The organism is Paraburkholderia sp. 22099 (assembly GCF_052045835.1).
In the GTDB taxonomy this organism is placed as follows: Bacteria; Pseudomonadota; Gammaproteobacteria; order Burkholderiales; family Burkholderiaceae; genus Paraburkholderia; species Paraburkholderia terricola.
Map to the genome: position 1 here is coordinate 35,586 of NZ_JBQEPU010000009.1, position 19,445 is coordinate 55,030.

At 63.0% G+C, this 19,445-nt stretch carries 20 protein-coding genes; 1 reads left to right on the forward strand and 19 read right to left on the reverse strand.

Annotated features, from left to right (window positions below):
• Nucleotides 1-50 precede the first annotated feature (50 nt).
• The 16 genes from ACTJLC_RS10915 to ACTJLC_RS10990 all read right to left on the reverse strand — a co-directional run bounded on the left by ACTJLC_RS10915 (nt 51) and on the right by ACTJLC_RS10990 (nt 14,750).
• Nucleotides 51-341, reverse strand: coding sequence for a DUF2274 domain-containing protein (locus ACTJLC_RS10915; RefSeq protein WP_175705352.1), 291 nt, complete (start codon nt 339-341; stop codon nt 51-53).
• Nucleotides 338-1,627, reverse strand: coding sequence for a TrbI/VirB10 family protein (locus ACTJLC_RS10920; protein ID WP_440843861.1), 1,290 nt, complete (start codon nt 1,625-1,627; stop codon nt 338-340). Before ACTJLC_RS10920 ends, ACTJLC_RS10915 begins: the two co-directional genes overlap by 4 nt.
• The gene (gene trbG, locus ACTJLC_RS10925; RefSeq protein WP_440843863.1) at nt 1,614-2,618 is read right to left on the reverse strand and encodes a P-type conjugative transfer protein TrbG; all 1,005 of its coding nucleotides are present in this window, start codon (nt 2,616-2,618) and stop codon (nt 1,614-1,616) included. Before trbG ends, ACTJLC_RS10920 begins: the two co-directional genes overlap by 14 nt.
• Nucleotides 2,615-3,322 carry a conjugal transfer protein TrbF gene (gene trbF / locus ACTJLC_RS10930; RefSeq protein WP_440843865.1) on the reverse strand — a complete coding sequence of 236 codons (708 nt, stop codon included), beginning with the start codon at nt 3,320-3,322 and terminating at the stop codon, nt 2,615-2,617. Before trbF ends, trbG begins: the two co-directional genes overlap by 4 nt.
• Nucleotides 3,323-3,334: 12 nt before the next feature.
• Complete coding sequence (gene trbL / locus ACTJLC_RS10935; protein WP_440843867.1) at nt 3,335-4,690, reverse strand: P-type conjugative transfer protein TrbL; 1,356 nt, start codon at nt 4,688-4,690, stop codon at nt 3,335-3,337.
• On the reverse strand, nt 4,687-4,959 hold the full coding sequence (locus tag ACTJLC_RS10940) for a hypothetical protein (RefSeq protein ID WP_244102885.1): 273 nt from the start codon (nt 4,957-4,959) through the stop codon (nt 4,687-4,689). The genes trbL and ACTJLC_RS10940 overlap by 4 nt, the downstream gene beginning before the upstream one ends.
• Nucleotides 4,960-4,982: 23 nt before the next feature.
• Nucleotides 4,983-5,711 (reverse strand): P-type conjugative transfer protein TrbJ, encoded by a 729-nt coding sequence (trbJ, locus tag ACTJLC_RS10945; RefSeq protein ID WP_440843870.1) that lies wholly within the window; start codon nt 5,709-5,711, stop codon nt 4,983-4,985.
• A complete protein-coding gene (gene trbE, locus ACTJLC_RS10950; protein ID WP_440843872.1) occupies nt 5,708-8,134 on the reverse strand; it encodes a conjugal transfer protein TrbE in 2,427 nt (808 codons plus the stop codon). Before trbE ends, trbJ begins: the two co-directional genes overlap by 4 nt.
• A gap of 20 nt (nt 8,135-8,154) precedes the next feature.
• Complete coding sequence (locus ACTJLC_RS10955; protein WP_440843873.1) at nt 8,155-8,427, reverse strand: VirB3 family type IV secretion system protein; 273 nt, start codon at nt 8,425-8,427, stop codon at nt 8,155-8,157.
• A complete protein-coding gene (locus ACTJLC_RS10960; protein WP_440843875.1) occupies nt 8,424-8,795 on the reverse strand; it encodes a TrbC/VirB2 family protein in 372 nt (123 codons plus the stop codon). The genes ACTJLC_RS10955 and ACTJLC_RS10960 overlap by 4 nt, the downstream gene beginning before the upstream one ends.
• Complete coding sequence (gene trbB / locus ACTJLC_RS10965; protein ID WP_175705361.1) at nt 8,792-9,817, reverse strand: P-type conjugative transfer ATPase TrbB; 1,026 nt, start codon at nt 9,815-9,817, stop codon at nt 8,792-8,794. Before trbB ends, ACTJLC_RS10960 begins: the two co-directional genes overlap by 4 nt.
• Nucleotides 9,814-10,278: a CopG family transcriptional regulator gene (locus tag ACTJLC_RS10970; RefSeq protein ID WP_440843877.1), complete on the reverse strand. Its 465-nt coding sequence runs from the start codon at nt 10,276-10,278 to the stop codon at nt 9,814-9,816. Before ACTJLC_RS10970 ends, trbB begins: the two co-directional genes overlap by 4 nt.
• Nucleotides 10,275-12,278 carry a conjugal transfer protein TraG gene (locus ACTJLC_RS10975; protein WP_440843879.1) on the reverse strand — a complete coding sequence of 668 codons (2,004 nt, stop codon included), beginning with the start codon at nt 12,276-12,278 and terminating at the stop codon, nt 10,275-10,277. The genes ACTJLC_RS10970 and ACTJLC_RS10975 overlap by 4 nt, the downstream gene beginning before the upstream one ends.
• Before the next feature lie 371 nt (nt 12,279-12,649).
• Nucleotides 12,650-12,895 (reverse strand): EexN family lipoprotein, encoded by a 246-nt coding sequence (locus tag ACTJLC_RS10980; RefSeq protein WP_175705364.1) that lies wholly within the window; start codon nt 12,893-12,895, stop codon nt 12,650-12,652.
• A complete protein-coding gene (locus ACTJLC_RS10985; RefSeq protein WP_175705365.1) occupies nt 12,892-13,836 on the reverse strand; it encodes a LysR family transcriptional regulator in 945 nt (314 codons plus the stop codon). Before ACTJLC_RS10985 ends, ACTJLC_RS10980 begins: the two co-directional genes overlap by 4 nt.
• 32 nt (nt 13,837-13,868) lie before the next feature.
• Complete coding sequence (locus tag ACTJLC_RS10990; RefSeq protein ID WP_440843882.1) at nt 13,869-14,750, reverse strand: SDR family oxidoreductase; 882 nt, start codon at nt 14,748-14,750, stop codon at nt 13,869-13,871.
• A 269-nt stretch (nt 14,751-15,019) separates the two neighbouring features.
• Here ACTJLC_RS10990 and ACTJLC_RS10995 point away from each other — a divergent pair, with 269 nt between their 5' ends.
• A complete protein-coding gene (locus tag ACTJLC_RS10995) occupies nt 15,020-15,343 on the forward strand; it encodes a winged helix-turn-helix transcriptional regulator (protein WP_279608134.1) in 324 nt (107 codons plus the stop codon).
• 180 nt (nt 15,344-15,523) lie between these two features.
• Here ACTJLC_RS10995 and ACTJLC_RS11000 read toward each other — a convergent pair whose 3' ends face one another.
• The 3 genes from ACTJLC_RS11000 to ACTJLC_RS11010 all read right to left on the reverse strand — a co-directional run bounded on the left by ACTJLC_RS11000 (nt 15,524) and on the right by ACTJLC_RS11010 (nt 19,351).
• Nucleotides 15,524-17,230, reverse strand: a complete 1,707-nt coding sequence (locus ACTJLC_RS11000) for a CocE/NonD family hydrolase (RefSeq protein ID WP_440843884.1) — start codon at nt 17,228-17,230, stop codon at nt 15,524-15,526.
• A gap of 197 nt (nt 17,231-17,427) precedes the next feature.
• On the reverse strand, nt 17,428-18,417 hold the full coding sequence (locus tag ACTJLC_RS11005) for an SDR family oxidoreductase (RefSeq protein WP_440843886.1): 990 nt from the start codon (nt 18,415-18,417) through the stop codon (nt 17,428-17,430).
• Between the two features lie 22 nt (nt 18,418-18,439).
• The gene (locus tag ACTJLC_RS11010) at nt 18,440-19,351 is read right to left on the reverse strand and encodes an SDR family oxidoreductase (RefSeq protein ID WP_440843887.1); all 912 of its coding nucleotides are present in this window, start codon (nt 19,349-19,351) and stop codon (nt 18,440-18,442) included.
• Nucleotides 19,352-19,445 lie beyond the last annotated feature (94 nt).

Here is a 19,445-nt window from a genome sequence, read left to right on the forward strand (position 1 = left end):
CGGGAGTTACCATCGCAAAGTCGGTAACGTCCTTAGGGCGAACGGAACATTCATTGTGTTTTCGGGAGCTCGCTATTTACGATGGGCTTCGAATCTCGCCGAGGCGGCAGCGGTGACGATCGGGACGCCCCACTTTTCTTGAATCCTCGATCCCCCGCCATGAACGCTTCCAGCATGTGCGGGATCAAGGTCACAGCGTCGACCGGCTCGCCATAGGTCTGCGCATGCAGCGCCGCGTAGCGATCAAGGTCGGCCTTGAGGCTCACCGAACAAGTAAAAGCCAACTTGACGGTCTGTATATCGGGCAGCGGTCCTAGTCGTAATTTGCGCGTCGTATTCATCGTACTGTCCCTCGCTGCACAAAGAGCGGCTGATATGGCCGCAACACCAGATCCTTGTTCACCATCACGTTCACCTGAAATCCCGGCCGTACGGTTAGCGTCGGCTGGATGCTGAGGTCGCGACGCGTGATTTCCTGTCCGACCTGATTGGCCGTGTCCTGCGAGCTGTCACGCAGCGCGATGACCGTATTGCCGTTGGCGCTGCCCTGATTCGAGACGGCCAGTTCGGAGCCCACGCCGAGCATCGTGGACAGCGCAGCACCAGCCAGTACGCGGCCCCAATGCCAGTCCACGCCATCCTCCAAGCCAGCGTATCCCGCCGGGTCAATGCCGGGCAATTTGTCCAGCGAGATCGAGGAAGCATCAGGCAAAATCAACCGCAGCCACACCATCAGCACACGTCGCTGTCCGAACGCCACCTGGCTGTCGTAGCGGCCGATCAATCGAGAACCTTGCGGGATCAGCAGATAGTGGCCGGTCGCCGTGTCGTACACGGGCTGCGTAACCTCGGCGATGATCTCGCCCGGCAAGTCGGAATTGATGCCCGTCACGAGCGCCGCGGGAATTGTTGTGCTGGCCATTACTGTGTATGGCGAGGCCGGCGCTTGCAAAACACCCGTGTTACTGGTCACTGTATCCCCGCCCTTCGCCATGAACGCTTCTTTCTGGTCCTGCCGATTCTGGACCGCCGTCGGATCGTTAGGCTGCGCGGCCGTCGATGCCGACCCGGCACCCATCGGGTTGAACGCGCCCGTCGGGCCATTGGCGATTGATGGTGTGCCCGCAGACGAGGCGGTGGCATCGGGCTTGCCGGTACCACTGCCGGTACGGAAGAACACCGCCGACCGTGCAATCTCGTCAGCCATACGTCGACGGTCAACGCTCTCCGCCGATGGTCCCTGGTTTGCCACGCCGCTCGACAACGGCTGCATAGCCGATGCGGCACCCCAGTCTCCGGGAAGTGGGGGGCCGAGCTGCGGCACGCCGGCCGGGCCTGCGGGCGCAGGTTTCGCCGGCAACTTCGAGTAGTCGGCCGGCAACTGGTCCAGGTCGTCGGCTTTGGCGACCCGATCGACGTTGTAAAGGTTGGTCTGATCGCCCGAACCTCGCTGGCCCTTCGATTGAAGCGCCCACAATGACGCGCCGGCCACGAGCACCGCAAGCAGCGTGGCGGAGACGGCCAGTGTGCGGCGGTTGAGTCGCGTAACCGCGCGCGGCGCGGCGCGCAGGGCAACACCCTCGGGTGCGACCTTGGGCGCGGGCTGAGCTTGGTCAGTCGTGTCCATGACCGGCTCCCGCAGCCACGCCGTCGGTGCGCTCGATACGTACCACGGCGGCCTTGGCGCCGCCCAGGCGCAGCTCGGCCGCACCGAACAGGCGATCCACGATGTCGTAAGGGGCGCGGAAACGATAGTTCACCAGCTCGCCCTTGCCATCCGGCCCGACCACGAACAGCGGCGGCAATTCGCCCTGTGCGATACCAGCCGGAAACTGGATATAGACATGCTGCCCGTCGTCAAACGCGCGCACGGGTTTCCACGGTGGGCTGTCGCCGGTGATCGCATAGCGGAAATGCAACTGGTCGAGCGACAGCCCCTCGGCAGCAGGCGCGACCGCATCGGCGGCCTGCGCCTGGGCCTGCAAGGCCAGCATCTGGTCCTTCGGGTATTCCCACGATACCGACGCCATCCACGCTTTCGCGGTGGACGTAAGTTCGAGCAGGTAGGTGCGCCGGTTCGTGGTGATGACGAGGTTCGTCATGATCCCCGCGCGCACCGGCTTGACCATCACGGCCACGCGCCGGCCCGTGCCGCTGCCGCTCGCGGTATCGCCCACGATCCATTGCACGGTATCGCCGGCGGCGACGGTCACCAGCTCCTCCCCCGACTGCAAACTGATGACTGTCACACGGCCAGGGCTGGTATAGACCTGATACAACGCGCCATCGGAGAACGGCCAGACCTGGATCGCGTTGATATAGCCGTCGCGCGTCGGCGCCACGCTCGCGTCGGCATTGGCCTGCTCGACACGCGCCTTCGCATCGGCCGGCTCAGGGGCCGGCTTTGCATCGGCGGGAGGCAATGGCTTCATCTGATCCGGCAACGGCAAGGGCTTCGGCACTTCCACGACCGCGACCGGCTTGGGCGGCTCCGGCAATGGCTGCGCCTTGACCGATTCGTCCAGCGAGATTGTCGGCGGTGTTTTGCCTTGCGTAGCGCAGCCGGCAAGGCCGCCCAGCAGGACAAGGAAGGCAATGGCGGTGATCGACGATTTCATGGCTTCTTCGCTCCTTCCGGCGCGTCCAGGTCACGACTCCAGGACAGCCCGTGGATATAGATACCGAGGGGATTGCGGCGCACCTGCTGTTCGGTGCGCGGCGTCTGCATGACGAGGGTGAGCATCGCGGTCCAGTGCTCGGTGCCGGTGGGCGTGCCGTCGTTGAAATGCTGTTCGGTCCAGCGCACCTGGAAGGAGGCGTCGCTGACGCGCACCACACTGGTCACGTCAACCGAAGTTGAGTCCTGCCCAACATGGGCGAACGGATCGTGGGCGCGGGCGTAGTCGTTCAGCGTCGCCGCGCCCCGGTCAGTTGTGTAGCCGTAGGCTTCGAGCCAGTTCTGCCGCACCACCACCGGGTCGATCGACAGCGAACGCACGTCGGTAATGAAGCGCGCCAGGTGGTACGCGATCTGGCCATCGGTCGGCCGGTACGGTGTCGTCGCTGCCCCGACCGCGCGGACCTGCCCTACGTGATCGACCTCGATCACGTAGGGCGTGACGCGCGACTGGCCGGACTGCCAGACAAGGCCTGCGGCCATCAGTAGCGCGAGGCCCAGGCAGCCGAAGGCCATCAACCGCCAGTTCTTCGCCTGCACGCGCGCGCTGCCGAGGCGTTCATCCCATACCTGCGCGGCGGCCTGATAAGGCGTGGCGGGTGCGGGTGATTCGCTGTAGCGCACGCCGGGTCGTGTGAAGCGCATGGCTCGCCTCCCTTACTCGTTCGACGAATCGTTGAGGTCCGGCGCGGCCCCGCCGCCGCCGTGGTCGGCTGAGCGCACGACATGCGCGGCCGTCGAAGCGCCATGCGCGGCGCGCTGGCGGCGTTGCAGGCGTTGCGCCCAGTCGGGCGGCTTGCCGGTGGAGGCTGGCGATGCGTTATCGGCGGTCGCCGACGACGTGGATGTTTCGCTCGCGGCTTCGCGCGAGGTAGACGATCCGCCGGTGCTTGCGCCAGCAGCGGGCGCTATGCGATCGCGCACCGCACGGGCGCCTGCCGCGACACGCTCGCCAGCGGCCCGCGCGCCGCTGCTCGCGACGTTGGCCACACCGGCACCGAAGGCACGCGCGCCGGTGGTGCCCGATGCGGTTGCTCCGGCGCGATAGGCCGACGCGGCACCGCTGGCCGCGCGTGCCGTGCCGACTGCACCACGCGCCGCGAGGCGTGCGCCAGCGGCAACTGCCGTGCCACCCGTCGCCACGGCGGCACCACCGGCGACAGCAAGGCCCCCTGCACCCAGCGCCGTACCAGCGGCGGCCCCCGCGCCAAGCTGCGGTGCACCGGACACCAGGCCGGTCGCAATGCCTGGCCCGAAGATGCCGAGTCCCAGCATCGTCAACGAGGCGAGCATGGTGGCGAGCGCATGGTTCAACGACGGATCGGCACCGGTCGGCGTCTGGAACTGTCCGAAGATCGTCGAACCGATGCCGACGATCACGGCGAGCACCAGTACCTTGACGCCCGACGACACGACGTTACCGAGTACCTTCTCGGCCAGGAACGCGGTCTTGTTCCAGAGCGCGAACGGCACCAGCACGAAGCCCGCGAGCGTGGTCAGCTTGAACTCGATCAGCGTCACGAAAAGCTGCACGGCCAGGATGAAGAAGCTGATGACCACGACGACCCAGGCGAGCAGCAGGATCACGATCATGTCGATGTTGCTGAAGACCGCGGTGATGCCGTTGGACATCGTGCCGACCTGTTGCAGGATCGGTTGACCGGCCTGGACGCCAATCGCGGCCAGGCGTCCGGGTTGCAGGAAATTGCCGATGCTGATCGACGAGCCGGACGCGAGCAGGCCGAGGCCCACGAACGAGCGAAACACGATGCCCGCGAGCGTATTGAAGTTGCCGATGATGTAGGCGAAGGCACCGACATAGAGCGTTTTGCGGATCAGCTTCGCCAGCACTTCCTCGCCACCCATCGCCCAGAACAGGCCCGCGAGCGTCATGTCGATCACGATCAGCGTGGCCGAGAGATAGGCGACTTCGCCGTGCAGCAGACCGAAGCCCGAGTCGATGTACTGCGAGAAGACGGCCAGGAACTGGTCGATAACGGAAAGATCGTTCATGGCCGATCTCCTTGCGGTGCCTCGAAGCTCGCCGGAATCGGCGGCAGCTCAGCGAGCGTCTGGTATTCGCCAGATCCGCCCAGGCCGAGGAAGAAGCGCCGTGCATAGGCCGTGTCCGCCAGGTGGCAGATCGCGCTGTCCATGTGTGCGTGTGCAACGGCACAGCGATGGCGCAGCGCGTAGAGCCGGGGCCGATCGTGCGCGAGTGCATCGACCGTCCATGCCGATTCATGCCGACCGCAGGCGGTCAGCGTGACGATGGCGGACATGATGAGCGCGCGACGCATGGCCATCAGTTCCCGTAGAAGCTCACCGGCTGCGGTGTGTACTGCGGACCGCTGCCGATGAAGCGGGTACGGACCTGCTGGGCCTGCGCCTCGTCGGCCGCCGCACGCGCCTGGTCCAGTGCCGTCGCGCGCTGCTGCGACACGGTGAGTTGCTGCGACTGGATCGCCTGACGTGCGATCAGCGCGAGCAACTGGTTTGTCGCCTGGCTGGCCTGCAAGGCGCCGACTGCGCCCTGGCTCTGCGTTACCAAACTGCTCAATACACCCTGGTCGGACAGCAGGTTCTGCGCGGCCTGCGACTGCATCTGCGTCGAGGTCTGTAAGGCCTGCACCGAAGTCTGCCAGCGCGTCTGCGCGTCCTGCACCATTTGCGCGTTGCTGGTGCTGGTGCCATAGGACGACGGATACAGGCGGTTGAACGTCGCCTGCGATTGCGCGACGTTGAAGGTCAAGCCCTGCGCCTGTGAGATCAACTGGTTCGTCGTCGCCAGCGTGGACAACAACTGCGACAGCGAATTGAAATTCAGGCTCGTGAGATTGCGACCCTGGTTGACCAGCATCGTCGCCTCGTTCTGCAACTGCTGGATCTGGTTGTCGATCTGTTGCAGCTCGCGCGCGGCGGTCAACAGGTTCTGCGAATAGTTGGCCGCATCGAACACCGCCCACTGTGCGAAGCTCGCTGACGACGCCGACAGCAGCAAGGCCGTGAAGACGGCCAGCCCGGTCTTCTTCATGGCTGCATCTCCGGTGACGTGAGGAACGAAGGCATGAGGTCGGCAGCCCATTCGAGGCCGCTATGGCGCAGCCAGGCGCCCGCAAAACCGGGCGTGCCGGCATTCAGCAGCACGTGGTCGATGTCGCGCTGGTCCTGTGGCGTGGACGCACCGACGAATGCCAGCGTGGCCGGCCCCAGGTCGAGGTCGAACAGGCGGTTGCCGAGGCGCGACTGGTAGTAGTAGTCGCGCTTGGGTTCGGCGGTAGCGACGATCTCGATCTGCCGGCTGTTTAAGCCAAAGCCTTCGTAGATCGTGCGGATCTGCGGCTCGGTCGCCTGCGGGTTGGGCAGGAAGATGCGGCTCGCGCAGCTCTCGATGATCGCGGGCGCGATGCTCGAATCCTTGATGTCGGCGAGCGACTGCGTGGCGAAGATCACGCTGACGTTCTTCTTGCGCAGCGTCTTGAGCCACTGGCGGATGCGTGCCGCGAATACCGGGTCGTCTAGGAACAGCCAGGATTCGTCGAGGATCAGCAGCGTCGGTGCCCCATCGAACCGCTCGTTGAAGCGTGCGAAGAGGTAGCCGAGCACGGCAAGCATCGCCGCCTTGCTCGGCACCAGTTCCTCCATCTCGAAGCCCTGCACGTCGGCACTGCCGAGCCGGTCATGGTCGGCATCGAGCAGACGACCGTGCGCGCCGCCAAGCGCGTAAGGCGCGAGCGCCTGACGCAGCACATTGGATTGGAGCAGCACCGACAGGCCCGTGAGCGTGCGCTGTTCAACGGGGGCACCGGCGAGGCTACCGAGCGCCGACCATACGGCGGCCTTTTCGTCGGGGCCGACCAAAATGCCTTCATGTAGCAAGCGGCCTTCAACCCATTCGGCCGCCCAGGTGCGGTAGCTTTCGCGGTCGATACGCGCGAGCGGCTGGAACGCGATCGCACCATCAGCACCGAGGTCGTAGTGCTCGCCGCCGAGGCCGAGGATCGTGGCGCGCATTGAGCGGCCCATGTCGAACGCGAAGATGCGCGAGCCGCGATAGCGGCGGAACTGCATCGCCAGTGCGGCGAGCAGGACCGACTTGCCCATGCCGGTCGGGCCGACCACCAGCGTATGGCCCACGTCGCCGATGTGCGTCACCAGCCGGAACGGCGTATCGCCATCGGTGCGCGTGACGATCAACGGCGGCCCGTCGAGATGGTTGTTCTTCTCCGGACCGGCCCATACCGCCGACAGCGGCATCAGGTGCGCGAGGTTCAGCGTGGAAATGCTCGGCTGCCGCACGTTGGCGTAGGCTTGGCCGGGAATCGACGACAGCCACGCTTCGACCGCATTGAGCGTTTCGGGAATCGTGACGAAGCCGCGGCTCTGGATCGTACGTTCCACCATTCGCAGTTTTTCGGCGGCCGCCGCGGCGTCCGCATCCATGACGGTCACGGTCGCGGTCACGTAGCCGAACGCCACCTGATCGCTGCCGAGTTCCTGCAAGGCGGCATCGGCATCCATCGCCTTGTTGCTCGCGTCGGTATCAACCAGCGGCGATTCCTGCTGGAAGATCGTCTCGCGCAGCAGCGCCATGACGTTCTTGCGCTTGGCGAACCATTGCCGACGCAACCGCGTCAGCTCCTTCTCCGCTTCGGCCTTGTCCAGACAGAGGAATCGCGTGGACCAGCGGTAGGCGAAACCCAGGCGGTTAAGATCATCGAGCAGACCCGGCCAGGTCGAAGTCGGGAAACCGCGTACCGTGACGACGCGCAGGTGCTGGTCGCCGAGCATGGGCGCGAGGCCGCCAATCAAGGCCGAGTCGGCCAGCAGCGCGTCGAGATGAAACGGTACTTCGGGCACGCCGATGCGATAACGCCGCGTCGAAATGGTCGCGTGCAGGTACGTCAGCGTCTCGCCGTCGTCCAGCCACGCGATCTCCGGCATCACGCCGTCGAGCAGGTCGAATACCCGGTTGGTTTCGGCGACGAAGGTGGCGAGCCGTTCGCGCCAGTCCACGCCGGACGTGGGCGTGTTCTCGTACAGGAGTTTCGCCGCGCGGGCGCGCGATTCCTCCGGCGGCAGGTACACCAGCGTCAGGTGATAGCCGCTCTCGAAGTGACTGCCGGCCTGTTCGAACGCGGCACGGCGTTCCTCGTCCACCAGCCAGGACAGCGCCTCGGGGAACTCCGAATGTGGATAGCCGGCTGCTGGCCGGCGTTCGGCGTCGATGAACAACGACCAGCCCGATCCTAGGCGGCGCAGCGCGTTGTTCAGGCGCGCGGTCGTGGCGATCAGTTCGCCCTGTGTGGCGCTGGCGAGGTCCGGCCCGCGAAAGCGGGCCGTGCGCTGGAAGCTACCGTCCTTGTTCAGCACCACGCCGGGTGCGACGAGTCCGGCCCAGGGGAGCCAGTCGGCGAGCATGGCGGGACGCTGGCGGTATTCGGCGAGGTATAACATGCGAATGTCTCCCCCGGTCCTCACACATCCAGCAGCGACTTGTGCTTCAGGTGCCGCGCGAAGACCTGCATGAACTGCGGATCGACTTTCGCGGCCCATACGGCGAGCGAATGGCCGATCAGCCACAGTGCGATGCCGGGAATCCACAGTTGCAGGCCAAGCCCAACGGCAGCGGCGAGCGTGCCGTTGGCGATCGCCACGGTGCGCGGCGCACCTCCCATCAGGATCGGCTCGGTGAGCGATCGATGCAGCGGCACCTCGAAACCAAGGTCGGTGGTGGCGAGCTCGTTCACGCGACCACCGCGCCGCCGGAGAAGCTGAAGAACGACAGGAAGAAGCTCGATGCGGCGAAGGCGATCGACAGCCCGAACACGATCTGGATGAGCCGCCGGAAGCCGCCGCTGGTGTCGCCGAACGCAAGCGTGAGGCCCGTCACGATGATGATGATGACCGCAACGATCTTGGCGACCGGACCCTGGATCGAATCGAGGATGGATTGGAGCGGTGCTTCCCATGGCATGTTCGAACCGGCGGCCTTGGCCGTGCCAGTCAGCACCAGCATCACGAAAGCCAGCATCAGCCCGCGCCGCGCGGGCTGAACCAGTCCGCGGAGGCGTACAAGCGGAATTACGGAAAAGCGCACAACATGGGCATGACTCATGAGAGTTCTCCGGTGGGATGCGAAGGCGGGGCTGGATGGGATGGCGACGATGGCGAAGGAATCGCGTCGCAGAGCTGGTAGCCAGCGGTATCGAAGCCGGTTACGCGGGCGATGCGCTCGATGCGGCGACGTCGGCCGCGGCCGGCGATGTGGATGACGACGTTGACCGCTTCCGCGATCAGTGCGCGCGGCGGATTCACGGCCACTTCGAGGATCAGTTGTTCGAGGCGCAGCAGTGCACCAAGTGCAGAGCCGGCGTGGATCGTGGCGATACCGCCGGGGTGACCGGTGCCCCACACCTTGATGAGATCGAGGGCTTCGCCGCCGCGCACCTCGCCGACAATCACGCGGTCGGGCCGCAGGCGCATCGTGGCCCGCACCAGCTCGGTCATCGACACGACGCCTGCGCGCGTGCGCAGCGGTACGTGGTCGCGCGCCGTGCATTGCAGTTCGATAGTGTCTTCGAGCACCAATACGCGATCGCCGGTGGCGGCGATTTCCGCGAGCAAGGCATTGGCGAGCGTGGTCTTGCCGGTGCTGGTGCCGCCAGCGATAAGGATGTTTTCCCGCTCGCGCACCGCATCGCGCAGGAACGCGGCCTGCTCGGCGGTCATCATGCCGTCAGTGATGTAGCGGTCCAGCGGGATAACGCCAACCGCGCGCTTGCGTAGTGCGAAGGCCGGGGCCGGTGCGGCAGGCGGCAGAATGCCCTCGAAGCGCTCGCCGGTTTCGGGAAGTTCGGCGGTCAGGAGCGGCTGACTGCGATGCACTTCCGCGCCAACGTGCGCAGCGACCAGACGAATGATGCGTTCGCCGTCCTCCTCGGACATCTCCGCGCCCATCGGTGCGCGACCGGACGACAGGCGATCAACCCAGAGCGTGTGGTCGGGGTTGAGCATGATCTCCACCACGTCCGGATCTTCGAGCGCGGCGGCGATCAGTGGTCCCATCGCCGTACGCAACATGCGGATGCGCCGGTCGAGCGATGTAGTACTGGTGAAAAATTGCGGATGCGCGCTCATGAGGCACGCTCCTGTGCTTCGGCTTGCGCGGCCGCATCGTCCAGCCGTGCGGCGTCGGGGTTCAGTTCCTCCACCACCTCCCGCACGAGGCTGCGACCGCGCATCAGGTGGCGGCTGAGCTGTTCAACGAACTGCTCGAAACGCGCCCTGCCCTGCGCACGGGCAGCATCCTGGTGAGCATCGGGAACGGGCGTGCTGACCGTCAGGAAATAGCGGACGAACAGTGCCAGCGTCTCGATCTCGATGTTCTGGTCACGTTCCAACTTCTCGAACTGGCGAGAGAGTCGGTCGAGCCGTTTGGCGATGGCCGCTTCGCGCTGATCGCCCGCATCGGGCGAAAGCCATGACGCGAGCGCTGCCGCGACGATTGACGATTTCGACACGCCTTTCTTCGTCGCCAGCTCGTCGAGACGTCGGGCGTGTTCGGGTGGGATGAACAGATTGAGGCGATACTGGCTCATAGCTGGAGTCCATCGTCGTGATCGAGGGATGCCAGCCGGGCCGTGCGCTGCATGGCCGGGTCGAACTGGCCAGGGAGCAGCAGCGGCAGGTCGTCGTCATCGAGCAGCGCAAGGTCGCTATCAGCGCGCTGCGGTTCGGAGCCGTATTCGAAGACTTCCGACAGCTCCGGCTGCCTGCCCGGCCCGCCGTCGTCGGCCGTGTCTGTGTCATCGCCGATCAGGCCAGCGGCGATCGATGCGGCCGGTCCCGTGGGAATCGCTAGCCGGACCCAGTCGTTCGGCCGCAACGGTGGCGCATCGGTGTAGCGCCCAACCGCGAGTGCGGGCGGTGGCAGCACACGGCGCTTGAAATTCGTGTCGGTGTGGTAGCGCAGTTTCTTCGCCTTGATCGGCGCCAGGCTGGACACCATCACCACGGCGTCGTCGGGCGGAAGCTGCATCACTTCACCCGGCGTCAGCAGCGGACGTGCGGTTTCCTGACGCGACACCATCAGGTGTCCGAGCCACGGCGCGAGCCGGTGACCGGCGTAGTTGCGCTGCGCGCGTAGTTCTGTCGCGGTTCCGAGCGTTTCGGAGATGCGCTTGGCGGTACGCTCGTCGTTGGTCGCGAACGTCACACGCACATGGCAGTTGTCGAGAATCGAGTGGTTCTGGCCGTAGGCTTTATCGATCTGGTTGAGCGACTGCGCGATGAGGAAGCTGCGGATACCGTAGCCCGCCATGAACGCCAGTGCCGTCTCGAAGAAATCAAGCCGCCCCAACGCCGGAAACTCGTCGAGCATCAGCAGCAGCTTGTGACGGCGCGCGATGCCGTCGCTGCCGTCAAGTGATTCGGTCAGGCGCCGGCCGATCTGGTTGAGGATCAGGCGCACCAGCGGTTTCGTGCGGCTAATGTCCGAAGGCGGCACCACCAGATATAGCGAGACGGGATGCTCGGACGCGATCAGGTCGGCGATTCGCCAGTCGCAGCGCGACGTGACTTCGGCCACCGTGGGATCTCGGTACAGGCCGAGGAACGACATCGCCGTAGACAGCACGCCCGACCGCTCGTTGTCGCTCTTATTGAGCACTTCGCGCGCAGCGGATGCGACCACGGAATGCGGCGCATCACCGAGGTGCCGCGTCGTCATCATCCGGTGCAGCGTCAACTCGAACGGACATGCGGGATCGGACAGGAAATTGGCGACGCCGCGCAGCGTTTTGTCTTCGCCCGCATAGAGCACATGCAGGATCGCGCCGACCAGCAGTGCGTGACTGGTCTTCTCCCAATGGTTGCGGCGCTCGAGTGCGCCTTCGGGATCGACCAGGATGTCCGCGATGTTCTGCACATCGCGTACTTCATGCGCGCCGCGCCGGACTTCGAGCAGCGGGTTGTATGCGGCCGATCTCGCATCGGTCGGGTTGAACAGCAGGCAGTGCGAAAATCGCGAGCGCCAGCCCGCGGTGATCGCCCAGTTCTCGCCCTTGATGTCGTGAATAACGGCGGACGCCGGCCAACTCAACAGCGTCGGGATTACGAGACCGACGCCCTTACCGGAGCGCGTCGGCGCAAAGGTCAGAACGTGCTCCGGGCCTTCATGGCGCAGATACTGCCCGTCATGCAACCCGAGAAAGACGCCAGCTGGTTGCGTCAACCGGGCCTTGCGGACGTCGCGGGCATCGGCCCAACGCGCTGAACCGTAAGTCGTGACGAGACGCGATTGCCGCGCACGCCATACGGACATACCGATGGCGACGAAGGCGGCGCCGACACCGCTGGTCGCCGCGATGGTGCCGCCCTTCAGGAACAGGCGCGGCGCATAGGCGTCGTACCAGTACCACCATTCGAATAGCTGCCATGGGTGATAGAACGGAATGCCTAGGCAGTCAAACCAGGGCGAACCAAGGCGTAGCTGGTAGCCCAGATGTGCGGCGGTCCATTGGGTAGCGCCCCAGGTTCCCGCGACCACGATGCCGAACACCATCAGCACCTGGCCGAACAGCACACTTGTCCCGTTCATGCGGCCTCCGACGTTCTCCTGCTTTACACAGCAAAAACGTGCTGCGTAGCCTGGAGAATCGGCGGCGAGTCAGCGCCGGTCAAAGACCGTTACGGTGATAAACGAGATCGAAAAAGCAAGATTTCTAGCGGGAGAGATGCGTAGCGCAACGCAGGGTATTCGCGCGCACGTGGGCACAGCGTGCAACCAACGAAATCACGTGTTGCTTGATTTACGATTCGGGACTTTGACCGGTCTTCGAGCGCGAGACGCGCGACGGTGGGTTTTGCTGATGCGTTAAAACCGCGCCATCTCAACCCCAGACGTGCGCCACGAGACGGCAGGAGCCGTGATCTCGCGATGTTACTTATTGCCGAGATCGCGCCCTCGCTTCACAATTTAGGGGCGGTCTTGGGCGGCGTATACTGGGGCCCGCTGCCCATGAATAGCCGATGCCGGGCTTGGTTCGCAGCACTGCACTCCTCCTTGGAAACCTTGGCATCGTTCTCTGCACACTGTTGTTCAACTTTGTGCAATCGTTCAGTATCGGCAAGCAATGACTCGACCGGATCGGTCGGCTCGGATTTACCGCAAGCGGCCAGTAATGCGGCGAGCATCATCAACATGATCCTGTTCACGATTCGACTCCGTCAGATAGTTCGGAACGTGATAGCCCCGGAGGTGATTGCACAGCGGACGCTTCGACGACATGGATTCTCTCGATGAAGCGTGCCAACGTCTCCGAAAGTTCACTGTCTAACCGCAGAAGATAAGTGACAAGCGGGGGCATGGGACCAGCCAATGGCCTTGCGACTACGCCTGACTCCCCTCTTGCCGCAATCTGCGAAGCGCCGACCAAACCCAAGGCAAAGCCTGCTGCCACCAGCGCCATCATCAGGTCAACGGACGCCACTCGTTCTGTGATCAACGGCTCCCGATCGATTCGCCGCAATACCCGTTCGATCTGCCGAACGTAGCCTTCGCACATGTGTGGATCTCCGAGCACCAGCGGATAACGCAGTACTTCCTCCAGCGGGATGCGCTTGTATGTCAACAGGGGATGGCGAGCAGGCACCGCGACCATTAGCGGATCTCTCCAAATCGCTTCAGCGATGATGCCGTCACCGACCTCATCCGACCGGGCAAATCCAATGTCATAGAGGTCGTCATGCAACCCTTTGATCTGTTTTTCCAGGGGAACTTCGGAAAGACGTATCTCGATCTCCGGTTCTTCCTGTCGGCACAGCGCCAGAAACGTCGAGAAACGCGACGGTGAAATGCCGTCTGAAAGCGCAACCCGTAACCTACCGTGAAAGCCGTTGACCGCGGCTTTGACGCTATCACGCGCCTGTTCCAGCGCAGTGAAGACGCGCGGGACATGCTCCAGGAAAAGCTGTCCGGCGCGTGTCAGCCGGGTGCTGCGCGTCGTACGCACGAAAAGTTGCGCGCCCAGATCCTCCTCCAGTTCCTTGATCGCGCGGGAGAGAGGTGACTGTTCGATATGCAACCGTTCGGCAGCGCGTGCGAAGTGAAGTTCTTCGGCCACCGCGAGGAAACAACGTAAGTGGCGAAGATCCATTTACTTCACTCCATTCCATCGACTCATCACGGTTACCTTTTTAAATGCTTTCTAATGTCATCGATAAGACCTGGCCCAGCAGGCTTCCATCCGAGCAATTCCTGCGTGATAGCGCTTGATGCTGAGAGGTCGCGCCGAACAAGTTTCCCGAAAAAGCCAAAGTGCGCATCGGCGTCTTCTGAGTGAATCGACAGCAAGGGTATATTCAAGCCATCACCGATAGCCTTTGCTATAGCCTTCAGCGAAATGCCCTCTTCGCCTACTGCGTGATATGTGGCTCCAGCTTGATGTTTATCCAAAGCGAGCGCGTAGACGCGCGCTGCATCCTCGACGTGGCAAGCAGGCCAGCGATTCAGTCCGTCATCGATATAAGCAGAAATACCCTTCTCACGCGCAATACCTATCAAAGAAGTGACCAGGCCTTGCTTCGCGACGCTATGCACCTGTGGAAGACGTATGACGTTCACATGAACGCCGCGCGCTTGTAAAGCTGTCGCTGTCTGTTCAGATACGCGTGGTGTTGGAGATACGGCCGGCAAACTAACAGATTCGGTTATCGGCCGAATAAGTGACTCCAAAGGCATGCCCGTACTCACCAGGAGCGGGCGATCCGTGCCTTTCAGCGCATCACCAAATGTCTCAATGACACGCTTATCAAGTTCTGCATTTTCTTTAAACTTAGAAAAGTCATGCTCAAACGCACAATGAACTACTGCATCCGCCATTGCCGCGCCAGCATAAATAGCATTCAAGTCTTCAAGGCGACCTAGATGCACTTCTGCACCAGCGGAGCGCAGAAGTTTTTCTCCCGCCTCCGACCGAGCTAGCCCGATCACACTGTGGCCATGCTCAAGAAGCTGAGGAATGATGGCTGATCCTACAAGGCCGGTAGCGCCAGTCAAAAATACGCGCATGACTAATTTCCTCTTCTGAAAAATGGTGCTTGATAGAAATTCGGTGGCCCAGAGGCACCGGCGGGCTCAACCGCGAAAAACATAGGCAGAGGGCAATAGTTACTTTTAGTAAGCTACATGATGAATGAATATGTGGTAGAAAGGAAGAACGCACTATCACCTTAGGAAGTGAGGTAGAAGTAACTATGAAAAAACCGCTGAAGAACGCCCGACGAGAGCCGATTGCACTACTGTGTGATAGCGACGAAGCCAAGATCGTCCGGGAATTCATGGCAAAGATTGGTGACAAGTGGAGCATCATGCTGGTCGTCTTATTAGGAAGGCGCCCTACGCATCGAGCGCGGTTTTCCGAGCTTCAGAAACTCGTCACGGGCATATCTCAACGAATGCTTAGCACGACGTTACGTGGCCTGGAGAGGGACGGATTCGTGATCCGAGAAGTTTTCCCGGAGGTGCCCCCGAGAGTGGAGTATGAGCTTACCGCTCGCGGGCTAAGCTTGTTGGAGCCTCTGCACAATTTAGTGGAGTGGATTGGAGATAATTGGGAATCGATAAAAAAGTCGAGAGAGACTTTTGACAAACGGCCACGATAATCGTCGAAAAAAACATCGAGAGGCGTTGCGAACCGATAGGTAAAGCTATGGGTGAGCGTCAATAATTCGTCCTGTTCGGCGACCCTTTGAAGCGTCGGCAAGTGAATTTTTAATCATTCACCGAGGTCGATCATCACCGTGGCGCTACCTGTCGCTCTGGGGATTACCTCGCGAAAAATCTTAGTGGCCGGGTCCGATGTGTGGCAGCAACAGGTAGGACATATGCTCTCCGCCGGTCGCAACGGCATCTGTTCCACCGTACAGCGCTGGGTCACGGTTTGGATGCGCCGCGAAAAAGAGCCCTGAATTGTGCGCGTCGGGAAGCGCGTAATCGTTGGCATGAACGATGTTCGCACCGGGCCCATATCCGAAGTCCTTCCCCTGGATCGTCAAGGCGAGCCGATACCCCTTGGGAATCACGATGCTCGTCGGTTCAGCGAATCCCACGTCGACCGGGTAGAGCTGCCCCGGCGTCATCGGCTCGGAAACAAGATGTGGATGAAATGGCTGGTACTCCGTCGATCTGGATGTATCGACAGCGCGGTGCGATACCCGGAGATACCCCAGATCGAGCGGCACGTTCGGATCGCTGTTGCCGATGAAAGTGACGTCCCTGCCCTGCGGATCGATCAGTCTTAGCGCCGCAAAGATATCCATGTCCGCGGTCGAGGAACTGACCCAGAGCTTCACGCCAATCGGGCCGGTAAATTCCGTCTGCTCAGCAAAAGGTGTCGTCGTAAACGTCACGCCATCGCCCAGCCCGGGCCAGGACTTCTGGCCAGGTGCGGCATGCTGCACATCGGGGCTCATCGATCCGTTTGCCGCATCGAGGTAGTAGCGTTCCCACTGCGTGCCCGGCAACGGCCAGGCGGCGGCCGTACGCCAGGCCGTTCCGTCCGGGCGGCGCATCTGAATGGCGACGCGCGACTCTTTTTCCCAGCCGTTATCCGCGCCCTTCAGAAAATGATCGAAGAAGCGCTTCTGCAGCGCGAGCGCCTCATCCGAATAGAAAGGCGTCAGGTGGTCGCCGGTCTGGATGCGGAGCCACTTCTGCTTGCTGGCGGCCGCGAGATAGCCTGCCGTACTCCAGTCTGTCCAGTTGGCCACATCGAGCAGCGGCACCGTGATACGGCTCCCATCCGGCGTGCGCTGTCGATAATAGTCGTCATCGAACGGGTGTCTTGCGAAGGCCCCGACCGGATCAACGCGGTTGTGCGTCAGGACTTCTGGTGAAAGAGCTGCCCCGGTGTCCTTGCCGCCATGAATGGAATCCACGAGCGGCGTCTGCGCGTTGCCATTCTGGTTGGGCACCACCTGGTGGGTCCACCAGTATTCCCACGCGACGTTGAGGATGCCACCGTAATAGCCGATCTCGCGATAGTGGTCGAACGCCCTCTCCCACGGCAGGATCGCAGCGAGCCCCTCCGGTTTAAGGACGGCAACCTGATACTGGTTGATCGCCTGGTAGGACGTGCCGAGCAGACCGACCTTGCCCGAACTCCACGGCTGGTGGGCGGCCCAGGTGATCAGCGTTGCATAGTCTTCGGTCTCGCGCGGCGAGAATGGATCGAGCACGCCAGGCGAGGCGCCGGCTCCGCGGACGTCGGCATGAATCACGATGTAGCCGTTGGCCACCCAGCGTTCGGGGTCGGGCGCCTCGAACCGGATGTAGCGACATGAGGATTGCTTGCAGAGGTCCGGGTATTTTGCGATCAGCTTCGCCCACGATGACTTGTAGGTTGGTGCGTCTGCCATGCTGGTGTCTTTCCCGTATGGCCCCATCAGCATCAGCACAGGGTAATGGCCTGCTTTCTCGGGGCGATAGATATTGACGCGCAGCTTCAGGCCATCGGTCATGGTGACGGGCACATCATGATCGAAGAGCATGCCGGGAACTCCACTATTAACGGGCTCCGCGAAAGCGGGTCGGGCAAACGTAACCAGCAACGCAGCAGCGAGTGGAACGAGTCGGGTCAAACGCATCCTAAGTACTCCTGGTGGTTGAGAGCTTCGCTGCCCGGTCATCAGGTAGCGAACCGGCTTCGACGGAAGGTGATCGCGCGTGCGGTATCCGGGATCAGTGTTCACGGAACGGGACGCCGTGACATTTGCCGCGGGGCGTCGTGTATGGCTGCCGCGAGGTCGTTCATCAGTGGCGAATGCTGCGGCTCCCAGTGCAGCCGTTCCCGCGTGGCCTGGCTGGAGACCGGGTTGTCCGCGCCGACGAACGGGGCGAGCCAGCCGAAATGCCTTGCTGAGTCTTCGGGTGACAAAGGCACCACCCGAACATCGAGATGGCGCCCAATGGCCTCGGCGATGTTGCGAAACGGAAGGCCTTCCTCGGCCACCGCGTGATAGCGCGCGCCCGCCTCACCGTTTTCGAGCGCGAGCCGGAACAGCAGTGAGGCATCGAGCCGGTGCACGGCGGCCCAGCGGTTTTTCCCATCACCGGGATACGCGGATATTCGTTTCTTTCGCGCGATGTCGATTAACCGCGTGACGAGCCCGAGCCGGGTCTCGTCATGCACCGACGGCGGCAGCCGGACGACCGTAGCGCGCACACCGGTCCGAACCAGATCCAGGGCCGCCTTTTCGGATGCCGCCCTGAGGCCACCCACCGCGCCAGGATCGGAGGCGTCGGTTTCCAGCGCTGGACGCTCCGGCGCCATGGCCATCGTCGGAAACGCGATGACAAGCGACCCCTTCTTTGCGCCGAGTGCGCCACCGAACGCCTCGATGGCGCGTCGCTCCACTTCGACTGCCGTGGTCGAGAATCGCCTGACGATGTGGGTCGGTCGACCGCCGAGCAGTATCCGTACGCGACGAAGGGGACTGGCATGCGAGAGCGCATGAAAAAAAGCGGTGTGAATAACGCCGTCGGCTTCTGCCGCGGCCCGGCGCAGAACTTCCAGATTCTCGATCGTCCCGCGACAGGCCTTCGCTCCCAGGGCTTCAAGCGAAGCGGCGGCGTGCCCTGAACGCGCGAGGCCCGTCACCTGATGGCCGGCGGCGAGAAGATCGCGAACAATGGCCGATCCGATGAAGCCTGTGGCGCCAGTAACGAAAGCGCGCATTCCGTCCTCCTTCGCTGTCAGGTCAGTGGGAAGACGCAGCCGGCCCGGTGCTGAAATAGCCCGGTTGCGCGAGATCGGCGAGAAGATCTGGCTGCTCCGGCGTCCAGTCCAGAAGCGCCCGAGTGCGATCACTGCTGGCGGGCGCGTCGATTGACGCGAATGGAGCAAACCATCCGAAATGCGCGGCCGCTTCATCCGGTGAGACGGAAACCAGCGGTAAGCCCAGGCTACGGCTGATGGCCTTAGCGATGTCCCTGAGCGCGACGCCCGTTTCGCCGATTGCATGAAAAGGCCCCGCCGTCACGTTCTCCAATGCAAGCCGGTAGACCCTAGCGGCATCGAGCCGATACACGGCAGGCCAGCGGTTGAGCCCTTCGCCCACGTAAGCCGAGACACCCTTTTCGCGAGCGATAGCCGCCAACCTCGGCACAAATCCGTGGTCGCCCAGACCGTGAACCGACGGCGCCAGGCGTATCGCGGTTGCGCGCACACCGCGCGCGATCAGTTCCGAAACGGTGGCCTCCGGCGAGCGCGGAAAACGTTCAGAGGCGGCAGGCGCGAGATCGTCCTCGGTCGCGATCCGGCCTGGGGCCAGAAAAGCGACGCCGGACGTGACCAGAAACGGGCGACTGGAGCCTTCGAGCGTCACGCCGATTGCCTCAAGAGCGCGTCGTTCCTGGGCGCTATTCTCGGCAAAGCGCGACCAGTCGTGATTGAACGCGGTGTGAATCACCGCATCCGCTCGAGAAGCGCCCCCCTGCAAGCGCTGAATATCGTCGAGCGACCCCATGAGCGGCCGGGCACCGGCGGCAGTGAGTTTCACGGCGCCCTCCGTCGAGCGCACCAGGCCCGTGACCTGATGCCCCGTTTCAACCAGTTCCCTCACCACCGCCGAGCCAACCCAGCCGGTCGCTCCCGTCACGAATACGCGCATCACACACCTCCTGTTCTGGTTCCAGCACAAGTTATGGCATGGGAGCGGGATCATCTATGCCTTATAGTTCGTATTTGGTATTCATTCGTTCGGA